Genomic DNA, 18,053 nt, shown 5'->3' on the forward strand with positions numbered 1-18,053 from the left:
ACTAAGATCAAAATCTATGTTTCACACCAAAACATACAGATGTATAGTAACATCTATATTAGCACTAGTATTGCTTATAAACTTTCAAGGATTACACGCTCAAAAAAAACAAAAAACAACAAAAGCATCAGAAACTAATTTTGAACTTAATGATTCAATGTTAAACATGTTTAGCTTTCGGAGTATTGGTCCAGCAGCCTATTCTGGACGTATTTCTGATTTAGCTGTGAATCCTGAAAACCCCTCAGAATATTATGTTGGTGTTGCTTCTGGTGGACTTTGGAAAACAATTAATCATGGCACCACTTTTAAACCAATTTTTGATGATCAACCCGTGTTTTCAATTGGGTGTTTAGCTATGGACCCAAACAATTCAAATGTATTATGGGTAGGTACTGGAGAAAATAATTCCCAGCGTAATTTGGCCTATGGAGATGGTGTTTACAAAACAACCGATGGCGGAAAATCATTTACTAATATGGGGCTCAAAACGAGTTCTCAAATTGGAAAAATAATGATAGATCCAAGAGATAGTAATACGGTTTATGTTGCTGCACAAGGTCAAGCCTGGGGTCCTGGTGGAGAACGCGGACTTTATAAAACTATTGATGGTGGAAAAACTTGGAATCGTATTCTCGAAATTGGAGAATACACTGGAGTTTCTGATATGGAAATGGACCCGAGGAATCCAGATATTTTATATGCGTCTTCACATCAGCGTGAAAGACGTGTGTATTCTAAAATAAATGGCGGACCCGAATCAGCCATTTATAAATCAACAGATGCTGGTTCTACATGGAAAAAACAAACCAAAGGCTTACCTAAAGGAGATATAGGTAGAATTGGATTAGCCTTATCGCCTGCAAACCCCGATATTATTTATGCCGTAGTTGAATTACCCGAAAGCAAAAGTGCTTTTTATAAATCGAGTGATATGGGTGAAAGCTGGGAAAAAAGAAGTGATAAAGGTCCTCGAAGTCCTCAATATTATAATGAAGTATATGCCGATCCTATAAATCCTGATGTGGTTATATTAATGGATACTTATAATTCACTTTCAAGTGACGGGGGTAAAACGTGGAAAAACATAGAAGGTAGAAATAAACATGTTGATAATCACGCTATTTGGATTGATCCAAATGACACCAATCATTATATAGCCGGTTGTGATGGTGGTATTTATGAAACTTACGACCGTGCGACAACGTGGCAATTCAAAAATAACCTCCCTATAACCCAGTATTATCATGTAAGAACGGATAACGACTTCCCTTTTTATAATGTATATGGTGGTGCACAAGATAATGGCTCTTGGTTTGGTCCATCTCAAACAAATCGGAACAATTTAGTTAATGCCGATTGGACTCATACTATTGGAGGTGATGGATATTTATCAATTCCGGACCCAAATAATCCAGATATTCATTATTGTGAATCTCAATATTGCGGATTAAAAAGATATGATAGAACTACCGGAAACAGTATTTCCATAAAACCACAGCCTACTACGGATGAAGAATACAATTGGAACTGGAATACACCTTATTTTATTAGTGCATTCAATTCAAAAACACTTTATGTAGGAGGGAATTATGTTCTTAAAAGTACCGATATGGGTGGAACTTGGAATAAAATTAGTGGAGATATGACCAGAGGTATTAATCAAAATACCCTACCAATGATGGGCAAATATTGGCCACCCGAAGCCGTTGCAAAAAATCTATCTACTTCCAAATTTGGTAATATTTTTGCCTTGGCAGAATCTCCATTACAACAAGGCATGCTTTATGCTGGAACTGATGATGGGTTAATTTGGACTACCGAAAATGATGGAGTAAACTGGACACGATACGACAAGTTTCCAGGCGTTCCAGAAATGACCTTTGTTAATTATATTCTTCCTTCTCAACATACAAAAGGCACTATTTATGCATGTTTTGATGGCAGAAAAAATAGCAGTGACTTTACGCCATATTTAATAAAAAGTGTAGATAATGGTAAGTCATGGGTTTCGATTGCCTCAAATTTACCTTCGGGCACCGTTTATTGTATTCAAGAAGATCATATAAATCCTAATATTCTATTTATTGGAACCGAATGGGGCGTTTGGACAACTATTGACAGTGGTAAAAAATGGGTTCAAATCAAAAAAGGAATTCCAACAATTCAGATAAAAGATATCACTATTCAAAAACGTGAAAACGACTTGGTTGTTGCAACATTTGGTAGAGGATTTTATGTGTTAGACAATTATTCTTCATTAAGAAAGCTTAGTCAAGAAATAGAAAACAAAGAGGCTCATGTCTTTGAAATAAACGATGCACTCCTTTATTTTCCGGCCAATAATTTAAGTTATCAAGGTGATGTTCATTTCAGAACGCCAAATCCAAAACCTGCGGCAACTTTTGAATATTATATTAAAAATGGATTTAAGTCTTTAAAACAAAAACGCGTTAAGGCCATGAAAGCTGTTGATAAAGATGGAGGAGCATTTTTATATCCTTCGGAAGATGATCTTTTAGCTGAAAAGGAAGAGGTGAAACCTACATTAGTTTTTACAATTTACGATGCTAATAATTCGATTATACGAAAGTTTACAGAACCATTAAGTGAAGGCTACAAAAGTACAAACTGGGATCTAAGCTATTTAACTAGTCGCGGTCCGAAAGTCCCACCTGGGGTTTATAAAGTTACTATTGATAAAAATATAGATGGTATTTTTACAAGAATGATAGAACCCCAAACTTTTAAAATCAATTCTTTACCTAACGCACTTGGAACACCTAATTATGCTGCGAATTTTATTTTTTTAAAAGAAGCTAACACTTTAAGTTTAAAAGTCAACGCTGCTAGAAATAAAATAAAATTGATGAATGATACGTTAAAAAACATGGCGGAAACTCTTTTAAATACTCCCGTTGAATCTGATGCTTTAATATCAAAAATAAAAACGTTGCAAACTGAAATTGATTCGGTAGCCAAGGTAATAATTGGAGGTTTTGGAGCAAAAAACTCTGTCTCTAGTAGATTACAATTTACACTTTACACAAGTCGCTCAGCACAGGTAGATATTACCGGATCGCAAAAACAACAATTTAACCTTGCTAAAGAAGGTTATGAGACTGTAAAATTTAACCTAACGGATTTATTTATTAATAAAATTCCTGCTTTAGAAAAAGAGTTTGAAAATTTGGGTGGTATTTTATATACTAATACCTCGCAAGGTCGACGCTAGAAAGAGTAATCCTTATTTTACTAGATTTACAAACAAAAGGTATTAAAAAACAAAAATGCCCTTTATAAAAATTATAAAGGGCATTTTTGTTTTTACTGATTAATACACTAATAATTATTTGAATTCTGATTTAAATGCGGTATAATAATTATTAAATTTTTCTTGAGAATCTAATGCTTTATGATCATCACTTTTAAACATTTTTAAATATAACTCAAGCTGATTTGGATTTTTATAACCGCGAATTGGAGCAATTAAATCTCCTTTTTCATCCATAAAAACAATGGTAGGATACGCACTTACCTGAAAATACCCAGCTAACTGATGTTGAGAGTTTCTTCTTTTTGCTAATTCAGGCTTATATCCCGGATTAGAAAATGTTTTCCCTTTAAAATCGACACTTTCATTCCCTTCAGCATTAAATTTAACAGCATAGTAATGCTTGTTCACATAATCTACAACATCGGCATTCTGAAACGTATTTTTATCAAGCATTTTACAAGGACCACACCAACTGGTATAAACGTCCATCATAATTTTTTTTGGTGCTTGCTTTTGAAGCGCTACTGCCTTTTCAAGTGTTATCCAATTAATCTCTTGAGCTATACTATTAACTGAAGTAAAAACAGCTAAAAGCAATATAAATCGTATTTTTTTCATAATATTATTTGTTGCAAAACTTATACCGAACTTACAAAAAATGCTCCAAGATAGGAGCATTTTGAATAATTTTTAACTATTTTTTCGATTAACGGATACCATGCATTAATTTTTTTATAACTGGATATAAAACAGCTGAAAGAACTCCTAGACCAACTGCCACGGCAGTTAACAGCCAAAAGAAGTAACTTAAACCTTCCGTTTCAGCAATACCTTCTGAAGCTTCTCCAAAAACTCCAGCCATTTTCATTCCTATTGCAACTGCCAAATACCAAATACCAAACATCATCGCTATCATACGTCCAGGAACCAATTTACTAACATAAGACAATGCTACTGGCGACACACATAATTCTCCCATAGTATGGAAAAAATACACCAGCACGAGCCAAATCAAACTTACTTTCGCTGTTTGTGCTCCAGGTTCAATTCCCATAGCACCAATTGCTACACAAGCCATCCCTAAACCTAATAATACCATGCCAATCGCATATTTCATATTGGCATTTGGGTTATACTTACTTTCCCACCATTTTGAAAATAAGGGTGCAAAGGCAATAATAAACAATGAGTTTAAGACGCCAAACCAAGATGCCGGTACTTCTGCTATTTCTTTCAAATATTCAGTATATAACATCCAAATTGCAATCGCCCAAATAATAACAAAACTGGTTGCTAAAATTAAATTAGACAGTGCATATTTTGAAAAGGTCTTTTTAAATAACAACCATAAAACACGTGTTATAATTCCTAAAGGCACTAAAGTCATTAATGAATTTACAATTTTAAAAATCATTGCAGAATTGCCTTCAAGTACACGTTGCGTATAATCTCTGGCAAAAATCGTTAGAGAGCTAGGTGATTGCTCAAAAATAGCCCAAAAGAAGATCGTTATAAAGGCAAAGAAAATAACTGCAAGCATTCTGTCCCTCGTTATTTTATCATATTTTGGTATTCTTATTATCAATAATAGAACGAATAATAACAAAGCCAAAAGAATAATAAACGTTGGCCCCTCTAAACCCATAGCTGAAAAATCAAAAAGATTATACTCGTTTCCAGAAATTTTAGAAACAGGGTCATTTAATATCCATGCCAAGCCTAATACGGAAGCAATTACAATAATAGACAGTTGAAATCCAGAAAACGGATTTAATTTTACTTCACCTTCTTTTAGTTCAACTTTTTCTCCCTTTTGTAATTTAAGAGGTTTCTTTCCAATATCACCGAAAATATTTTGAGCTTTCCAAAATTGTAGAAGTCCAAAAAACATAAACACTCCGGCAAGACCAAAGCCCCAACTCCAACCTACTTTTTCTCCTAAATATCCACATAAAAGAATTCCAAGGAATGCACCAGCATTTACACCCATATAAAAAATAGTGTAGGCACCATCTTTTTTCTCTGATCTATCTTTATACATTTCAGAAATTATTGAAGTCATATTTGGTTTAAAAAAACCACTTCCAAAAACCAAGAGTGTCAATCCTAAATAGATAAAGAATGGCGATTCTAAAGCCATTGAAGCATGACCCAGAGTCATTAACAGAGCCCCCACAACAACAGCCCACCTAAAACCAATAATCTTATCGGCAAAATACCCGCCTAATAACGTAGACAAATATACTAGGGAGGTGTAAGTACCAAAAATAGCAAAGGCATGTTCACGAGGCCAACCCCAGCCACCATCAAGCAATGATGCTGTAAAGAACATAACTAATAAGGCACGCATTCCATAATAGGAAAAACGTTCCCACATCTCGGTAAAAAATAATACAAAAAGTCCAGCCGGATGACCAAGTACTGTAGTTTTAAAGAATTGGTCTGTTGAATTTTGACTCATAGTCTATGTGATTTAGATGTAATTTAAATAAACTTAATTAATTATTCAGAATCATAAGAATGCATGACTCGTTCTTGATCTTCGGCTCCATGCGTTAACCGCTTAAGTGGCTTTAAGATTAATATAAACAAGGATCCTATAATGACAGTAAAAATTAATATTCCTGAAAAAATAGCGTATTCACCAAAATCTGAGGCTGATTCTCCCACAACACCAGCCACTTTACTACCTAGACCGGTAGCCGCAAAATAAACGCCCATCATTAAAGAGACATATTTTACAGGTGCTAATTTTGTAATAAATGACAACGCTACTGGAGACAAACAAAGCTCTCCAATGGTATGGAAAAAGTATGCTAACACCAACCATATCATACTAGAAGATCCGGATTTTTCAAATTCCATAGCTGCAAATACCATAAATACAAATCCAAAGCCCATGATAATAATTCCTATAGCCATTTTAAATATAGACGTACCTTCTTTTCCTTTCAGCTTTCTTTTAGCCCAAATACTAGCAACAACCGTTGCAAATAAAATAATAAATCCGGCATTAAGACCTTGAAACATTACTGTCGGTATTTCCCAACCAAATAAAACCCTATCAATTTTAGATTCAGTATATAAATTCATTAATCCACCCGCTTGCTCAAACGCACCCCAAAATACAATAACCATAATAAATGATAATAATAAAACCATAAACCGGTCTTTATATACCTGCGTGTCTAATTCCTTATAAATCATCATAAGCAAAGCTGCAATCGCAGTTAAAAACAAAAATAACAGTCCATAACCCCATTCTAATGTATACCATCCATAAATTGACGCTGCTAGTAAGATTCCAGTAAACAACAATTGTTTTGGCGAACTGAACAATTTAGAGTATAATTTGCCATAAGAAATTTCATTAGGGTCGCCCTTAGTTTCCACAAAGTTTCCCACTTGTGTTAAATACTTTTGACCAAATAAATAGTTAATTAAACCTAAAAGCATTACAATTCCAGCCAGACCAAAACCCGCATGCCAACCCCATTCTAAAACTACAAAACCCACAAAAGTAGTGGCTAATAAGGAGCCCAAATTAATACCTATATAAAATATACTAAACCCTTTATCTCGTCTAATATCACCTTCTTTATATAAACCACCAACCATTGTAGAAATATTTGGTTTCAATAAGCCAACACCTAAAATTACCAATCCTAAACCCGTATAAAATGCCCAAGTATCTGTAAGAACTAAAACACCATGCCCCATGCATAATACAACAGCACCAACTAGAACTGCTTTTTTCTGACCTAATAACTTATCTGCAATCATTCCGCCTGGAATCGACATGACATATACCAACATCGTGTACCATCCGTAAAGTGCCAAAGCTTCTTTACTTGACCATCCTAAACCAGCACCTCTTTCATCTCCTACTGTTGCTGTTGTCATATATAAAACTAAAAGCGCTCTCATACCATAATACGAAAAACGCTCCCACATTTCTGTTAAAAATAATATGTAAAGACCAACTGGCTGACCAAAAAGCTCTCTTTGATGTGGTTTTAATGCTGTGCTTGTCATAAAAATATCTTCGTTAAAAATTCAAAAAAAATACCTCTATTGATTTTAAAATAATCATGTTAAATTCTGTTATTTCTTGCTTAATCAATAAAAGTTACCAAGTTTACTAAAAATTAAACAAAAAACCTGCATTATTAACAGTTAAATATTATTTATTCTTAACATTAAAAGCATTGTATAATTTAAAAACTAGATATACTATATTTGTTATTTAAACCATTATTAAATGAACAAAACTATCTCTGGTTTTTCTAAACTATCTAAGTCAAAAAAAATTGAATGGATTGTCAATAACTACCTTTCAAAAAATCCTTCAGCAACGTATATTTTAGAGCAATATTGGAATACTGATAAAAAGTTGCAACAACTTCATGATGAGTTTATTGAAAATACCATTTCTAATTATTACTTGCCACTTGGAGTAGCTCCAAATTTTTTAATTAATAAAAAACTATATGCCATACCAATGGCCATCGAAGAAAGTTCTGTGGTCGCAGCTGCCAGTAAATCAGCAAAATTTTGGTTAGAAAGAGGTGGGTTTAAAACTAGGGTCATTTCTACTACAAAAATTGGTCAGGTACATTTTATGTACCATGGTAACCCTAACAATTTAAAATCTTATTTTAATTACATAAAACCAAAACTTCTTAAAGATGCAAAGCCCATTACAAAAAATATGGAACAGCGTGGTGGTGGTGTAATTAATATTGAATTAAGAGATAAAACAGCTGATATTAAGGGATATTTTCAACTTCATGTCTCATTTGAGACCCTTGATGCCATGGGTGCAAATTTTATCAACTCATGCCTTGAACAATTTGCTAAAACGTTTAAAGAGGAAGCCAATAATTATGAGGGGTTTTTAAATTCAGAAAAGGATATACAAATAGTCATGAGTATTTTATCAAATTATGTTCCTGATTGCTTAGTTAGAACTGAAGTATGTTGTAAGGTTGAAGATTTAAATGAAGATGAAGATATTTCTCCAGAAGAGTTTGCTTTAAAATTTGTTCAGGCCGTGAATATTGCTGAAGTTGAACCCTATAGAGCCGTGACTCATAATAAAGGCATCATGAATGGCATTGATGCGGTTGTTTTAGCAACAGGAAACGATTTTAGAGCCATAGAAGCTGGTGTACATGCCTATGCATCAAGAAACGGAACATACAGCAGTTTAACACATGCTAAAGTTGAAAATGGCATCTTTTCATTTTGGATGGAAATTCCATTAGCTCTTGGAACCGTAGGCGGACTCACAGGTTTACATCCACTTGTAAAACTTTCATTAGAATTACTTGATAACCCTTCAGCAAAAGAACTCATGCAGATTGTAGCGGTCGCTGGATTGTCTCAAAATTTTGCCGCTTTAAGATCTCTTACTACGACGGGTATTCAAAAAGGGCATATGAAAATGCATTTAATGAATATTTTAAATCAATTTGAAGCTACTGACCAAGAGAAGGCTGTTATTTTTGACTATTTTAAAACCCATACCGTTTCACATAGTGAAGTTGTAGAAGTATTACAAAAAATAAGAACTAGAAATTGAATTTAAAAACCTTCTATAGCAACGGAAAATTACTTATTACAGGCGAGTACGTCGTACTAGATGGTGCTTTATCACTTGCTGTACCCACAAAATTTGGTCAAAGTTTAAAGATTACAACTATTGATTATCCAAAAATTATTTGGAAAAGTTACGACGAAAAAGGAACCATCTGGTTTGAAGATTCGTTTCTAATTGAACAGATTGATTCGTTAGACCTTTCCCGCAATGATTTTTCCAGAAGACTGATTCAAATTTTAAAATCAGTTCAACAACTTAATCCAAATTTTTTAAGTTCGGGTAAGGGATATGAAATTTTTACTTATTTAGATTTTAAAAGAGAATGGGGTTTAGGAACCTCTTCAACACTTATAAATAATATAGCCCAATGGACAGAAGTTGATGCTTACAGATTGCTGGAGATGACCTTTGGCGGAAGCGGTTATGATATTGCTTGTGCACAAAACAATCACCCGATAACCTATCAATTACAAAATAGCATCCCTAAAGTAAATGCAGTTAACTTTAACCCTGATTTTAAAAATGATTTATATTTTGTGTATCTCAACAAAAAGCAAAATAGTCGGGATGGCATTGCACAATATAAGTCTAACAACACATCTGCCTCAAATTTTATTGATGAAATAAACCATATTACCTCTGAAATTATTTCATGTCAATCTCTTTCTTTTTTTGAAAAACTCATAACACACCACGAAACCATAATTTCGAAATTAATAAAACAAAAGCCCGTAAAAGCTCATTTCTTCAATGATTTTAAAGGAAGTATTAAAAGTTTAGGTGCATGGGGTGGCGATTTTATTTTAGTTACATCTGAAACGAATCCAGAACCCTATTTTAAAAGTAAAGGCTTTGAAACTATTATTCCATTCAGTGATATGATTCTAAAACATTAAGCCATAAAAAAAGCCTCGAAAATCGAGACTCATTTTTATTTCTTTATTAATCGCTTTTATTCAATTTGAGATTTTGCTCTATTATCTTCAATTTCCGCTGCTTCTTTTAAAGCATCAAAAAGCTTCGTGTTAACAACATTCATCTTCTGATTTTCAACTTGATTTGCTAATGCTTGATAATTATCTAATTCAACAGCCGGGGTTATTTTAGTCACTTGAACCATATAAACACCGTTATTGCCATCAATTAATTTAGACGTTTCTCCTTCTTTCAAACCAAAAGCTGCACCTACAACAAAAGGTTCTCTGCCTGCTCCAGATATGGTTGGATTTTTCATATTTACAGCTAATGCTGTTCTTACAGAGGTGTTTTGAGCAGCAGCTAAATCATCAAGATTAGTTGTACTTACTTTTCCTCTAATTATTTCAGCCTTTTTCAGTTTTCTAATGGCTGGCATAGCCGAAACTGTAGCTTCCTCAACACTCATTAATCCCGCTTCATGTTTTGCTACCAATTGAACTATCGCATAACCCGAAGTAATATTAAAACGTTTTGTTTCACCTGCTTCAGTATCTTCATTAAATGCCCATCTAACAATTTGTCTTTGATTGCCAATACCTGGTATATTTTCGTCTAAAACTTTAATGCTGTTTACAGGACGAACTGCATATTTACTTTCATCAGCTAATTCTTTAAAATCTTTTTTCTCCAAAGAAATTTCGAAGTTTGAAGCGTCTCTAAACACTTTATCAATGGTTGCTTGAGATGGTTCAATTTTTCTAGCAATGGTTCCTACCTGAACTGCCTTTTGTTCGTTTTTCTGACCTTCAATTTCGATGATATGGAATCCGAAAATCGTTTTAACAACACCTAAATCGCCAACCTTTCCTTCAAACTCAAAATCATTAAATTCTGGCACCATTGTATTGTATGGGTGCCAATCATATCGTCCTTCATTTTCAACACTTCCTTTATCTGACGAAAATGCTGTAACGAATTCTGGGAACTTTGATTTATTGGATTTTAAAATCGTTAAAAGGCTATCGGCTGTTTGTTTCGCTTCGGCTTCAGTTTGTGTTATCGTTTCATCTGCGCTTCTTGCCCCTAGATAAGGAATTAAGATGTGTCTTACCTTCGCTGAATCTGGTAATTGTTTTACAGCGATTAGCTTAGATACTTTAAAATATCCGTTGTCTTTATATGGTCCATAAATTTCACCAACATTTAAATTATAAATGCTATCTGAAAATGCTTTTGGCAATGCTGATTTAAACACAAAACGGCTATCAAATTTTATATCAGAATTTGAATTAACAAAAGCTTCATTCTCTTGTGTTTTTAAAAACCCTGTAACCGTCTCGTTTGATTTTGAGCTTTCATTATATATTTCATAATCATTAATCAATGCCTTTAAACCCGTTCTAATATCTTCTTCGTCCTGGACTGTTGCTTCTTCTTTAAATTCTACATATCTAATATCCGTAGAAGCTTCTACCTGATATTGATCTTTATGATCTTTAATATAACTTGAAATATCAGATTTAGAAACGGTAACCGTACTATCTGGGATCGATGTAAACGGAATTTGTACAAATTTAATATCTACTTTATCCCCTTGTAATTTATGCTCTAATTTCCCTTCTTCAAGCGTACCGGTTAATCCAGCTTTTACCAGATTAAAATAATTTTGTTGTAATGCATTTGAAGCTAACGATTGTTCGTAATTAATCCAATCCTGATAGGTTGCAGCTGATGTTTCTTTTAAATTAATAATGTATTCATTCAATTTATTTTCATCAAACAAACCAGCTTCATTTAAAAATTCCGGACTTGTTGCCAACGCATTTTTAAGTAAGTCTCTCATCTGATCTTTTTCTACAGAAATACCTAATTTTTCAAATTGAGTTTCCATAACGGCTTGTCTCACTTCTTGATCCCAAACTCTATTCATCACTTGAGTATTGGTTGCAGAAGGACCTGCTTGTTTTTGAGCTACTTCAACTTTCTGTAAAAAATCTTCACGTGTAATGTCTTTTCCATTAACAGTTCCAACCGTGTTTTGAGATTTTGCACTGAATGCATTGTTATTTTTAAATAAATCGGCTAATACGAATGAAAAAAGTGCAAGAGCTATTACGATTATTAAAAAAAGTGAACGTTGTCTGATTTTATTTAAAACTGCCATTTGTAAATTATTTTAAAAACCCTTAAAAAAAGATTGTGTGCTTGTTTAGTTTGTTATAAAAATATTGTGCGCGAAAATACCATTTTCTATTTAATAATAAAACAGAATGATGCTTTAATTAACTTAAAATCTATGAATTTAATCTTCTTTTAAAAGTTTAAGTTCAACCATATCTATTTTAGTGTTTGAAACCTCTAAAACGGTGAATTGAAAAGCGTCAATTATAACCACCTCATTTTGCTGTGGAATCTGCTCTGTCCTATTTACAATTAAGCCACCTAAGGTTTCATAATTTTCACTTTCAGGCAGGTTTATCTTGAACGTTTCATTAATATAATCAACATCTAAACGTGCAGAAAATTTAAAGGTTTCCTCATCTATTTTTTCCTCAATTAAGTGGTCTGTATCATGTTCATCTTCTATTTCACCAAATAATTCTTCAACAATATCTTCAACCGTCATAATTCCCGATGTTCCTCCATATTCATCTAAAACTACGGCGATACTTTTACGTTTTTTCATAAGGACATTAAGCACATCCTTTATTAGAACAGTTTCTGGAACAAATTCTACGGGTAGTATAATAGATTTGATGGTTTTTGGTTTTTTAAATAATTCGAAAGAATGTACGTACCCTAAAATATCATCAATAGTATCTTTGTAAACCAATATTTTAGTACATCCGGTTTCGGTAAACAACGCGTTAAGCGCTTTTATTGTGCTGTTTAATTCTACCGCAATAATCTCTGTTCTGGGCACCATAACTTCGCGAGCTTTTACTTCTGAAAACTCAAGAGCATTTTGAAAAATTTGAATTTCAGAATCTACTTCATCATGTTCTTCAACAGATTCCATTTGCTCACTAATGTAATTACCTAGCTCTATTTTTGTAAATGCCAACTGTATTTGATCGCCTTCAGTTTTAAAAAATTGTCTTAAAATCATATCAGATATCCAAATAACAAAATCTGAAACATATGAGAACAGCAAATAAAAGATATAAGCTGGCACTGCTAAAACTTTTATTAAGGTATTGGCATAAATTTGAAAAAATACTTTAGGTAAAAATTCAGCGGTTATTAAAATAACAAGGGTAGAAATTACGGTTTGTGTTAATAAGCTTAAATCTGTAAGTAAGTAGTTTAAAAAACTAGAGGCTAATGGAAGCATGGACTGGAACCATTCTACCAATAAATCGCCCATAAAAAATCCATAAATAACTAACGCTATATTGTTACCAATAAGCATAGTTGCAATATATTTTGATGGTTTCTCTGTCAGTTTTGTTAGAATAGTAGCTAAAAACCCTTCCTGTTTTTTTTCAATTTCAATATGGATTTTGTTTGAAGACACATAGGCAATCTCCATACCTGAAAAAAAGGCTGATAACAATAAGGAGACTATGATAATAATGATATAAAGACTCATTTAGTTTTACTTGTCTTTATTTTCATATTTATTTCTGAATTTCTGTCTAAAAAAGAACATAAAAATAGCTAAGGCTGCTAATCCTAAAGAAATATATGACCCATTAGTGCCATTACCCCATTTTGAAATACCATCGTATATAAATAACACGGCAAAAATTAAATAGGCATATTGAAAAAACTTAGCTAGCATCATGGTAAAATATTAATTATAAGGCAAAGATACTTAAAAAAACCTTGAAGAATTTTATTGGTATAAATTATTCATCAACGGTTATAATACCATTTATTTCAAGAACCTCTGCATTTGTAAACTTAGTATCAGAGTCAAAACCATTACCATTAATTAAATCTGAACCTGTTCTAAAAGTAACTGGTTTATTGGTAAATAGCCACTCTCTTTTCTGATCGTAAAACAATTGCTCTGCATATAAGGTATCATTATCTTTTGTAGTAATAACAACATGGCCTTGTAAATCCATCAAGTCTGTATTGTCATAAACAATGGCATAATCAGCTAGCACAATGCTTTTTTGATTATCGTCATCGAACAATTCTAGATTAATCCCTTCAGGGAACTCACTAAAAGGAAATTCTCTATTACTATAATCAAACATTTTAGGGCTTAAAAGAATCGCCTTTACCTTACCAGAATCTGTATATTTTAAATTAATTTCTTCGGCAATACCAATAGGTTCGTTTTCAGAAATACCTATTTTCTGGACTTCATTTAAACTATTATTACATGAAAAAAACATGGTCACAGTAAATACTGTGACCATATATGAAATGATATTTTTTTTAATACAATTCATTAAATCTTTGGAACGGTGACCGATGCGTTGATCCAACATCCAATTTTTATGACTGATCCACCATTACCTTCAGAAAATATTTCTGCTTTTGAAGGTGCTTTTGATAAATAATTTTCTGCTGTTTGTGCAGCATCCTTTGTTAACGTAGCATCTACTCTAGCTGCTTTTCTTGCTTCATCTGCAGCCAACCAAAATACCGCTCTTTTATTAAAGTTGGTATCTCCACAATTATTAGCACTTGAGGCGTACATCCCAGCTATTGATAAATGAGGTCTACCGTTTGATGGATTAAGTTTTAAAGCATCTCTAAAATATCCTCTTGCTTGTCCGAATCTACCTTTCTTTTTAAGAATTAAACCAATTCTGTTTGATAATTTAGATTTTTTATAAGAATCCGTTTCCAAATCAAAAGATTGTTGGAAATAGCTGATTGCTTCATTTTCTTTCCCTTCTTTTAATAATAGCCCTCCTACAAAGTATTTTGTATCTGAAGATGGGGCTTTAGCATCATAGGCTTTTACTAGCTCAATATATAAAGGATCATCTGTACATTCTTTATTAAACATTCTGCTTACCGCACGTTTTAGCCAAACAGCATCATCTTTAAACTCTTCAAAATCTCTTTTGTATAATGGTATTAAATTATCGCAATTAGCTCTTGTTCCTAATTTTTCATCAATACCAGAAGAAATTTGATCATACGCCTTTAAATAGCTTTCATAAAACCTTTTATACTTACCTTCTTTACTCGTTAAAATTTCACCAGCTTCTTCTTTAGTTATAAGTTTATTAAGTTTTTGTGAATAGTTTTCTACTTCTTCGTCAACTTTATCAACAATATCATCATATTTATTAAATAAGTCTTCAGCAGGTTTTTTACGAGCATCATACAAATCAACCATCAAAGAAAAATAGGTATATAAACTTTTAGGGTTAGTAAATGTTTCCTTGTCTAATTTATAAGCTGCATCAAAACAATCATACAATTCCTCAGTACTCTTGTGCATCACTTCTTTATTGTTATATAATAATTGGCAAGCTTGAGCTGCATACTCCCCTTTTGGAGTTTTACTGGCAAAATGCTCAACTCTTTGTTGCCAAAGTAAAATAAGGTCATTAATGTAAGCTTCTTTATCTGCTCCAACTGATCTTTCAATTTTATCATCTAAAATTTTCTCACCGTCAATATAAATGGCGTTATTGAATTTTGGACACTTATTTCTCACGTCCATCCATGGCTGGTAAGCGGCATCATAATTTTTAGCTTTAACATACTCATGGAATATTGAAAGCTTAGTCATACATTCCTCGTCTTGCTGGGCAAAACTAATGTTGCTTACAAAAAATAGTAAAGCTAAGATTAAAGTAATTCTAGTTTTCATGATAATAATTTTATGGTGTTAGTCATATTTCCTTTTTTGGAACCATCTGTCGTTCAAAGATAAGCTTAATTGAAAATTAACAAAATTCTCTTGAATTAAATTATTGTTTGTTGTTCCTCTTTTTCCTATTTCAAAACCTAAATTTGCATTAGAGAATATGTTCCCTACTGGTAAACCTAATCCAAAAGATATGCCAAACTCGTTTATAGACTCATCATTTATATTTAATCCGGTTTTTTCATAATGCAAACCAGCTCTGTAAACGATACGTTTTAAGTAATTATTAAACGAATTATATTGTGGTATATAAAAGCCTCCAAAAGAAATATTTGAGGCGTTTTCATATTTAGTTGTTAAGCTACTGTATAATGGATTAAAAAACTTACTTGTGTTTTCTGTCGTATATTCGGCACCTACAAACCACACTCTAGGCTGACCAATACCAACTCCAAACGATAGTTTAGATGGTAAAGTTAACTCTGTTCTGGCTAAACCTTGAGACTTAAGATTAGAATCATAAGCATTTAATTCTGTTTCAGTTTGTGTATTGGAATTAATAAATATGGTTGAAATAGTTCTCGCATTGTTAGACGTCAAATTACTTTCTGGTTTAAAAGTTACACCAGAAACAAGCTCATATTTATTAAGCTTTCTTTTATATGACAATCCAAAATTTAAATTTAATCCACTTAAGTCTGATCGATTGTTTTCACGTGATTGGTATTGTAATGGTATACCGTCTGTATCATAAATATATTCAATAACACTATTTTGAATATTTCCGAAATTGTAATTCGCATCAATCCCAATACTTAATCCTTCGGCAAGATAATAACCTAAGGATAAATTAACCTTATTAAGGCCACCTTCTCCTCTAAACCTATTTATTAAATTACCTTCTGAATCTATATTCTCTAATTTATAACCTACAGATGTTTGGGGCAACAAACTAAATCCCATTCCAAATTTACCCAATGGAATAGAAAGTGCTAAATAATTAAACGTTGATGAAGTGGCTTTATCACTGCTGGTAGCACTTTTTAAATCTAACGATGATTGTCCTCCTGCAACGGTATATTTTACAGGTCTACTTTCTCCATTAAAAGGATTTGACCCTAAATTTTCAGAGGCATTAGATGCTGGATTTCTTAAATTTACATGAATACTATCCATATAAATGCTTAAGCCTCCCATACTTCTATTTTCAACGGTTCCTTTAAAGTTTGAACTTCCTATGCCATAAAAAGAGTATGGTGAAGCAGTACCTTGTTGAGAGTAACTTTGAATTGTAATAAAAGTTATAAAAACTAATACAAGTTTTTTAATCATTCGTTTGAATTAAATTGTAAAATATAGTTCAATCCCTCTAAAAGAAAATTAGAGTTGGCAAATATGCTACTTTTTAATTGTTTAGACAAGAAATTAGCGTTTCCTCCTGTTAAAATAACTGTTAAATCTTCAAATTTTAATGTATAATACTTAATAATACCTTCTATTTCCATTAAAACACCAAATACAACGCCAGAATGAATTGAATCTTTTGTAGAATCACCAATGATATTTTTTGGCTCTTCTAGATCTAACAACGGTAATTTTGCCGTTAAATTATTTAATGATTGATAACGCATGCGGATTCCAGGAGAAATAGCGCCACCCAAATACTCATTCCTGTCAGAAACAAAATCATATGTGATGCACGTTCCTGCATCTATTATTAACACATTACGTTTTGGGTATTGTTGAATTGAGGCACTTACCAAAGCCACTCTATCCATTCCTAAAGTGCTCGGGGTTTTATAACAATTTTTAAAAGGGAGTTTGGTAGATGCATTTAACTCTAATAAATCAAAATTCTCTTTAATATGAGCAATATCTGTTTTTTTTAATTTTCCAACGGAAGATATAATGGCTTTATCTAATTGTTGATACTTAATTTTTAAATCATCTATGTTTTTTCTAATAAAATTTAATTCTATTGTTTTTTTACTTTTAATCGTATCTTCTTCAAAAACAGCAAGTTTCACCAAAGAATTACCAACATCTATTACTAAATTCATATATCTAATTAAAAACGTAAATTTACAAAACCATTTTTTATAATTTTCTTTTGGCGGATTATAAAAATGAATATATATTTGCAACCGCATTTAATCATGGTACCTTAGCTCAGTTGGTAGAGCAAAGGACTGAAAATCCTTGTGTCCCTGGTTCGATTCCTGGAGGTACCACATTAAAACCTTAAACCCTTTAAAGAAATTTGGAGGGTTTTTTTTATTTTCAATATTCAAATCATCAAAAAAAAATAGTTCGATATAACTCCTTTTAGTTTGATACTTTAAAATCTTCACTATTTTTTTATGCCATACAAGTAGTGCCATTTTTTGTAGGACAATTTTATTTTGAAAAGAATGACTTATAGAATTTGATATTTATTTCTTAACTTGTATAGGATTTTTTATAGACTGAAA

Annotated in this window: 13 protein-coding genes and 1 tRNA gene; 4 read left to right on the forward strand and 10 right to left on the reverse strand. The window is 32.4% G+C overall.

Annotated features, from left to right (window positions below; genetic code table 11):
• The first annotated feature begins 16 nt into the window (after positions 1-16).
• Positions 17-3,235 (forward strand): WD40/YVTN/BNR-like repeat-containing protein, encoded by a 3,219-nt coding sequence (locus tag AC15TD_RS05585; protein ID WP_484451147.1) that lies wholly within the window; start codon positions 17-19, stop codon positions 3,233-3,235.
• Between the two features lie 114 nt (positions 3,236-3,349).
• Here the strand turns inward: AC15TD_RS05585 and AC15TD_RS05590 are convergent, their stop codons facing one another.
• From AC15TD_RS05590 to AC15TD_RS05600, 3 genes are all read right to left on the reverse strand, one after another.
• On the reverse strand, positions 3,350-3,895 hold the full coding sequence (locus tag AC15TD_RS05590) for a thioredoxin family protein (protein ID WP_484451148.1): 546 nt from the start codon (positions 3,893-3,895) through the stop codon (positions 3,350-3,352).
• A gap of 88 nt (positions 3,896-3,983) precedes the next feature.
• Positions 3,984-5,738 carry a peptide MFS transporter gene (locus AC15TD_RS05595; protein ID WP_484451149.1) on the reverse strand — a complete coding sequence of 585 codons (1,755 nt, stop codon included), beginning with the start codon at positions 5,736-5,738 and terminating at the stop codon, positions 3,984-3,986.
• 41 nt (positions 5,739-5,779) lie between these two features.
• On the reverse strand, positions 5,780-7,312 hold the full coding sequence (locus tag AC15TD_RS05600) for a peptide MFS transporter (protein WP_484451150.1): 1,533 nt from the start codon (positions 7,310-7,312) through the stop codon (positions 5,780-5,782).
• 226 nt (positions 7,313-7,538) lie between these two features.
• On the opposite strand from AC15TD_RS05600, the gene AC15TD_RS05605 reads away from it, so the two are divergent.
• Positions 7,539-8,861: a hydroxymethylglutaryl-CoA reductase, degradative gene (locus tag AC15TD_RS05605; protein ID WP_484451151.1), complete on the forward strand. Its 1,323-nt coding sequence runs from the start codon at positions 7,539-7,541 to the stop codon at positions 8,859-8,861.
• Positions 8,858-9,775 (forward strand): GYDIA family GHMP kinase, encoded by a 918-nt coding sequence (locus AC15TD_RS05610; RefSeq protein ID WP_484451152.1) that lies wholly within the window; start codon positions 8,858-8,860, stop codon positions 9,773-9,775. The genes AC15TD_RS05605 and AC15TD_RS05610 overlap by 4 nt, the downstream gene beginning before the upstream one ends.
• 56 nt (positions 9,776-9,831) lie before the next feature.
• Here the strand turns inward: AC15TD_RS05610 and AC15TD_RS05615 are convergent, their stop codons facing one another.
• The 7 genes from AC15TD_RS05615 to AC15TD_RS05645 all read right to left on the reverse strand — a co-directional run bounded on the left by AC15TD_RS05615 (position 9,832) and on the right by AC15TD_RS05645 (position 17,642).
• Positions 9,832-11,961, reverse strand: a complete 2,130-nt coding sequence (locus AC15TD_RS05615; RefSeq protein ID WP_484451153.1) for a peptidylprolyl isomerase — start codon at positions 11,959-11,961, stop codon at positions 9,832-9,834.
• Positions 11,962-12,099: 138 nt separating this feature from the next.
• A complete protein-coding gene (locus AC15TD_RS05620) occupies positions 12,100-13,389 on the reverse strand; it encodes a hemolysin family protein (RefSeq protein ID WP_484451154.1) in 1,290 nt (429 codons plus the stop codon).
• A 6-nt stretch (positions 13,390-13,395) separates the two neighbouring features.
• Entirely contained in the window at positions 13,396-13,584 is a 189-nt protein-coding gene (locus AC15TD_RS05625) for a hypothetical protein (protein ID WP_484451155.1), read from the reverse strand.
• Positions 13,585-13,648: 64 nt separating this feature from the next.
• Positions 13,649-14,170, reverse strand: a complete 522-nt coding sequence (gene lptC, locus AC15TD_RS05630; RefSeq protein WP_484451156.1) for an LPS export ABC transporter periplasmic protein LptC — start codon at positions 14,168-14,170, stop codon at positions 13,649-13,651.
• Positions 14,171-14,202: 32 nt separating this feature from the next.
• A complete protein-coding gene (locus AC15TD_RS05635) occupies positions 14,203-15,585 on the reverse strand; it encodes a hypothetical protein (protein ID WP_484451157.1) in 1,383 nt (460 codons plus the stop codon).
• 18 nt (positions 15,586-15,603) lie between these two features.
• Positions 15,604-16,914, reverse strand: a complete 1,311-nt coding sequence (bamG, locus tag AC15TD_RS05640) for a BamG family beta-barrel-assembly machinery protein (RefSeq protein WP_484451158.1) — start codon at positions 16,912-16,914, stop codon at positions 15,604-15,606.
• The gene (locus tag AC15TD_RS05645; RefSeq protein WP_484451159.1) at positions 16,911-17,642 is read right to left on the reverse strand and encodes a type III pantothenate kinase; all 732 of its coding nucleotides are present in this window, start codon (positions 17,640-17,642) and stop codon (positions 16,911-16,913) included. Before AC15TD_RS05645 ends, bamG begins: the two co-directional genes overlap by 4 nt.
• A 98-nt stretch (positions 17,643-17,740) precedes the next feature.
• On the opposite strand from AC15TD_RS05645, the gene AC15TD_RS05650 reads away from it, so the two are divergent.
• Positions 17,741-17,813: transfer RNA gene (locus tag AC15TD_RS05650), tRNA-Phe, on the forward strand.
• The last annotated feature ends 240 nt before the right edge of the window (positions 17,814-18,053 follow it).

The organism is Yeosuana sp., from assembly GCF_057126245.1.

What these genes read in the sequence shown, in the direction of transcription:
- AC15TD_RS05620 (WP_484451154.1), bottom strand. Translation starts at nt 13,389, where the DNA reads ATGAGTCTTTATATCATTATTATCATAGTCTCCTTATTGTTATCAGCC.
- AC15TD_RS05585 (WP_484451147.1), top strand. Translation starts at nt 17, where the DNA reads ATGTTTCACACCAAAACATACAGATGTATAGTAACATCTATATTAGCA.
- AC15TD_RS05615 (WP_484451153.1), bottom strand. Translation starts at nt 11,961, where the DNA reads ATGGCAGTTTTAAATAAAATCAGACAACGTTCACTTTTTTTAATAATC.
- AC15TD_RS05605 (WP_484451151.1), top strand. Translation starts at nt 7,539, where the DNA reads ATGAACAAAACTATCTCTGGTTTTTCTAAACTATCTAAGTCAAAAAAA.
- AC15TD_RS05625 (WP_484451155.1), bottom strand. Translation starts at nt 13,584, where the DNA reads ATGATGCTAGCTAAGTTTTTTCAATATGCCTATTTAATTTTTGCCGTG.
- AC15TD_RS05595 (WP_484451149.1), bottom strand. Translation starts at nt 5,738, where the DNA reads ATGAGTCAAAATTCAACAGACCAATTCTTTAAAACTACAGTACTTGGT.
- AC15TD_RS05645 (WP_484451159.1), bottom strand. Translation starts at nt 17,642, where the DNA reads ATGAATTTAGTAATAGATGTTGGTAATTCTTTGGTGAAACTTGCTGTT.
- AC15TD_RS05600 (WP_484451150.1), bottom strand. Translation starts at nt 7,312, where the DNA reads ATGACAAGCACAGCATTAAAACCACATCAAAGAGAGCTTTTTGGTCAG.
- AC15TD_RS05635 (WP_484451157.1), bottom strand. Translation starts at nt 15,585, where the DNA reads ATGAAAACTAGAATTACTTTAATCTTAGCTTTACTATTTTTTGTAAGC.
- AC15TD_RS05590 (WP_484451148.1), bottom strand. Translation starts at nt 3,895, where the DNA reads ATGAAAAAAATACGATTTATATTGCTTTTAGCTGTTTTTACTTCAGTT.
- bamG (WP_484451158.1), bottom strand. Translation starts at nt 16,914, where the DNA reads ATGATTAAAAAACTTGTATTAGTTTTTATAACTTTTATTACAATTCAA.
- lptC (WP_484451156.1), bottom strand. Translation starts at nt 14,170, where the DNA reads ATGGTCACAGTATTTACTGTGACCATGTTTTTTTCATGTAATAATAGT.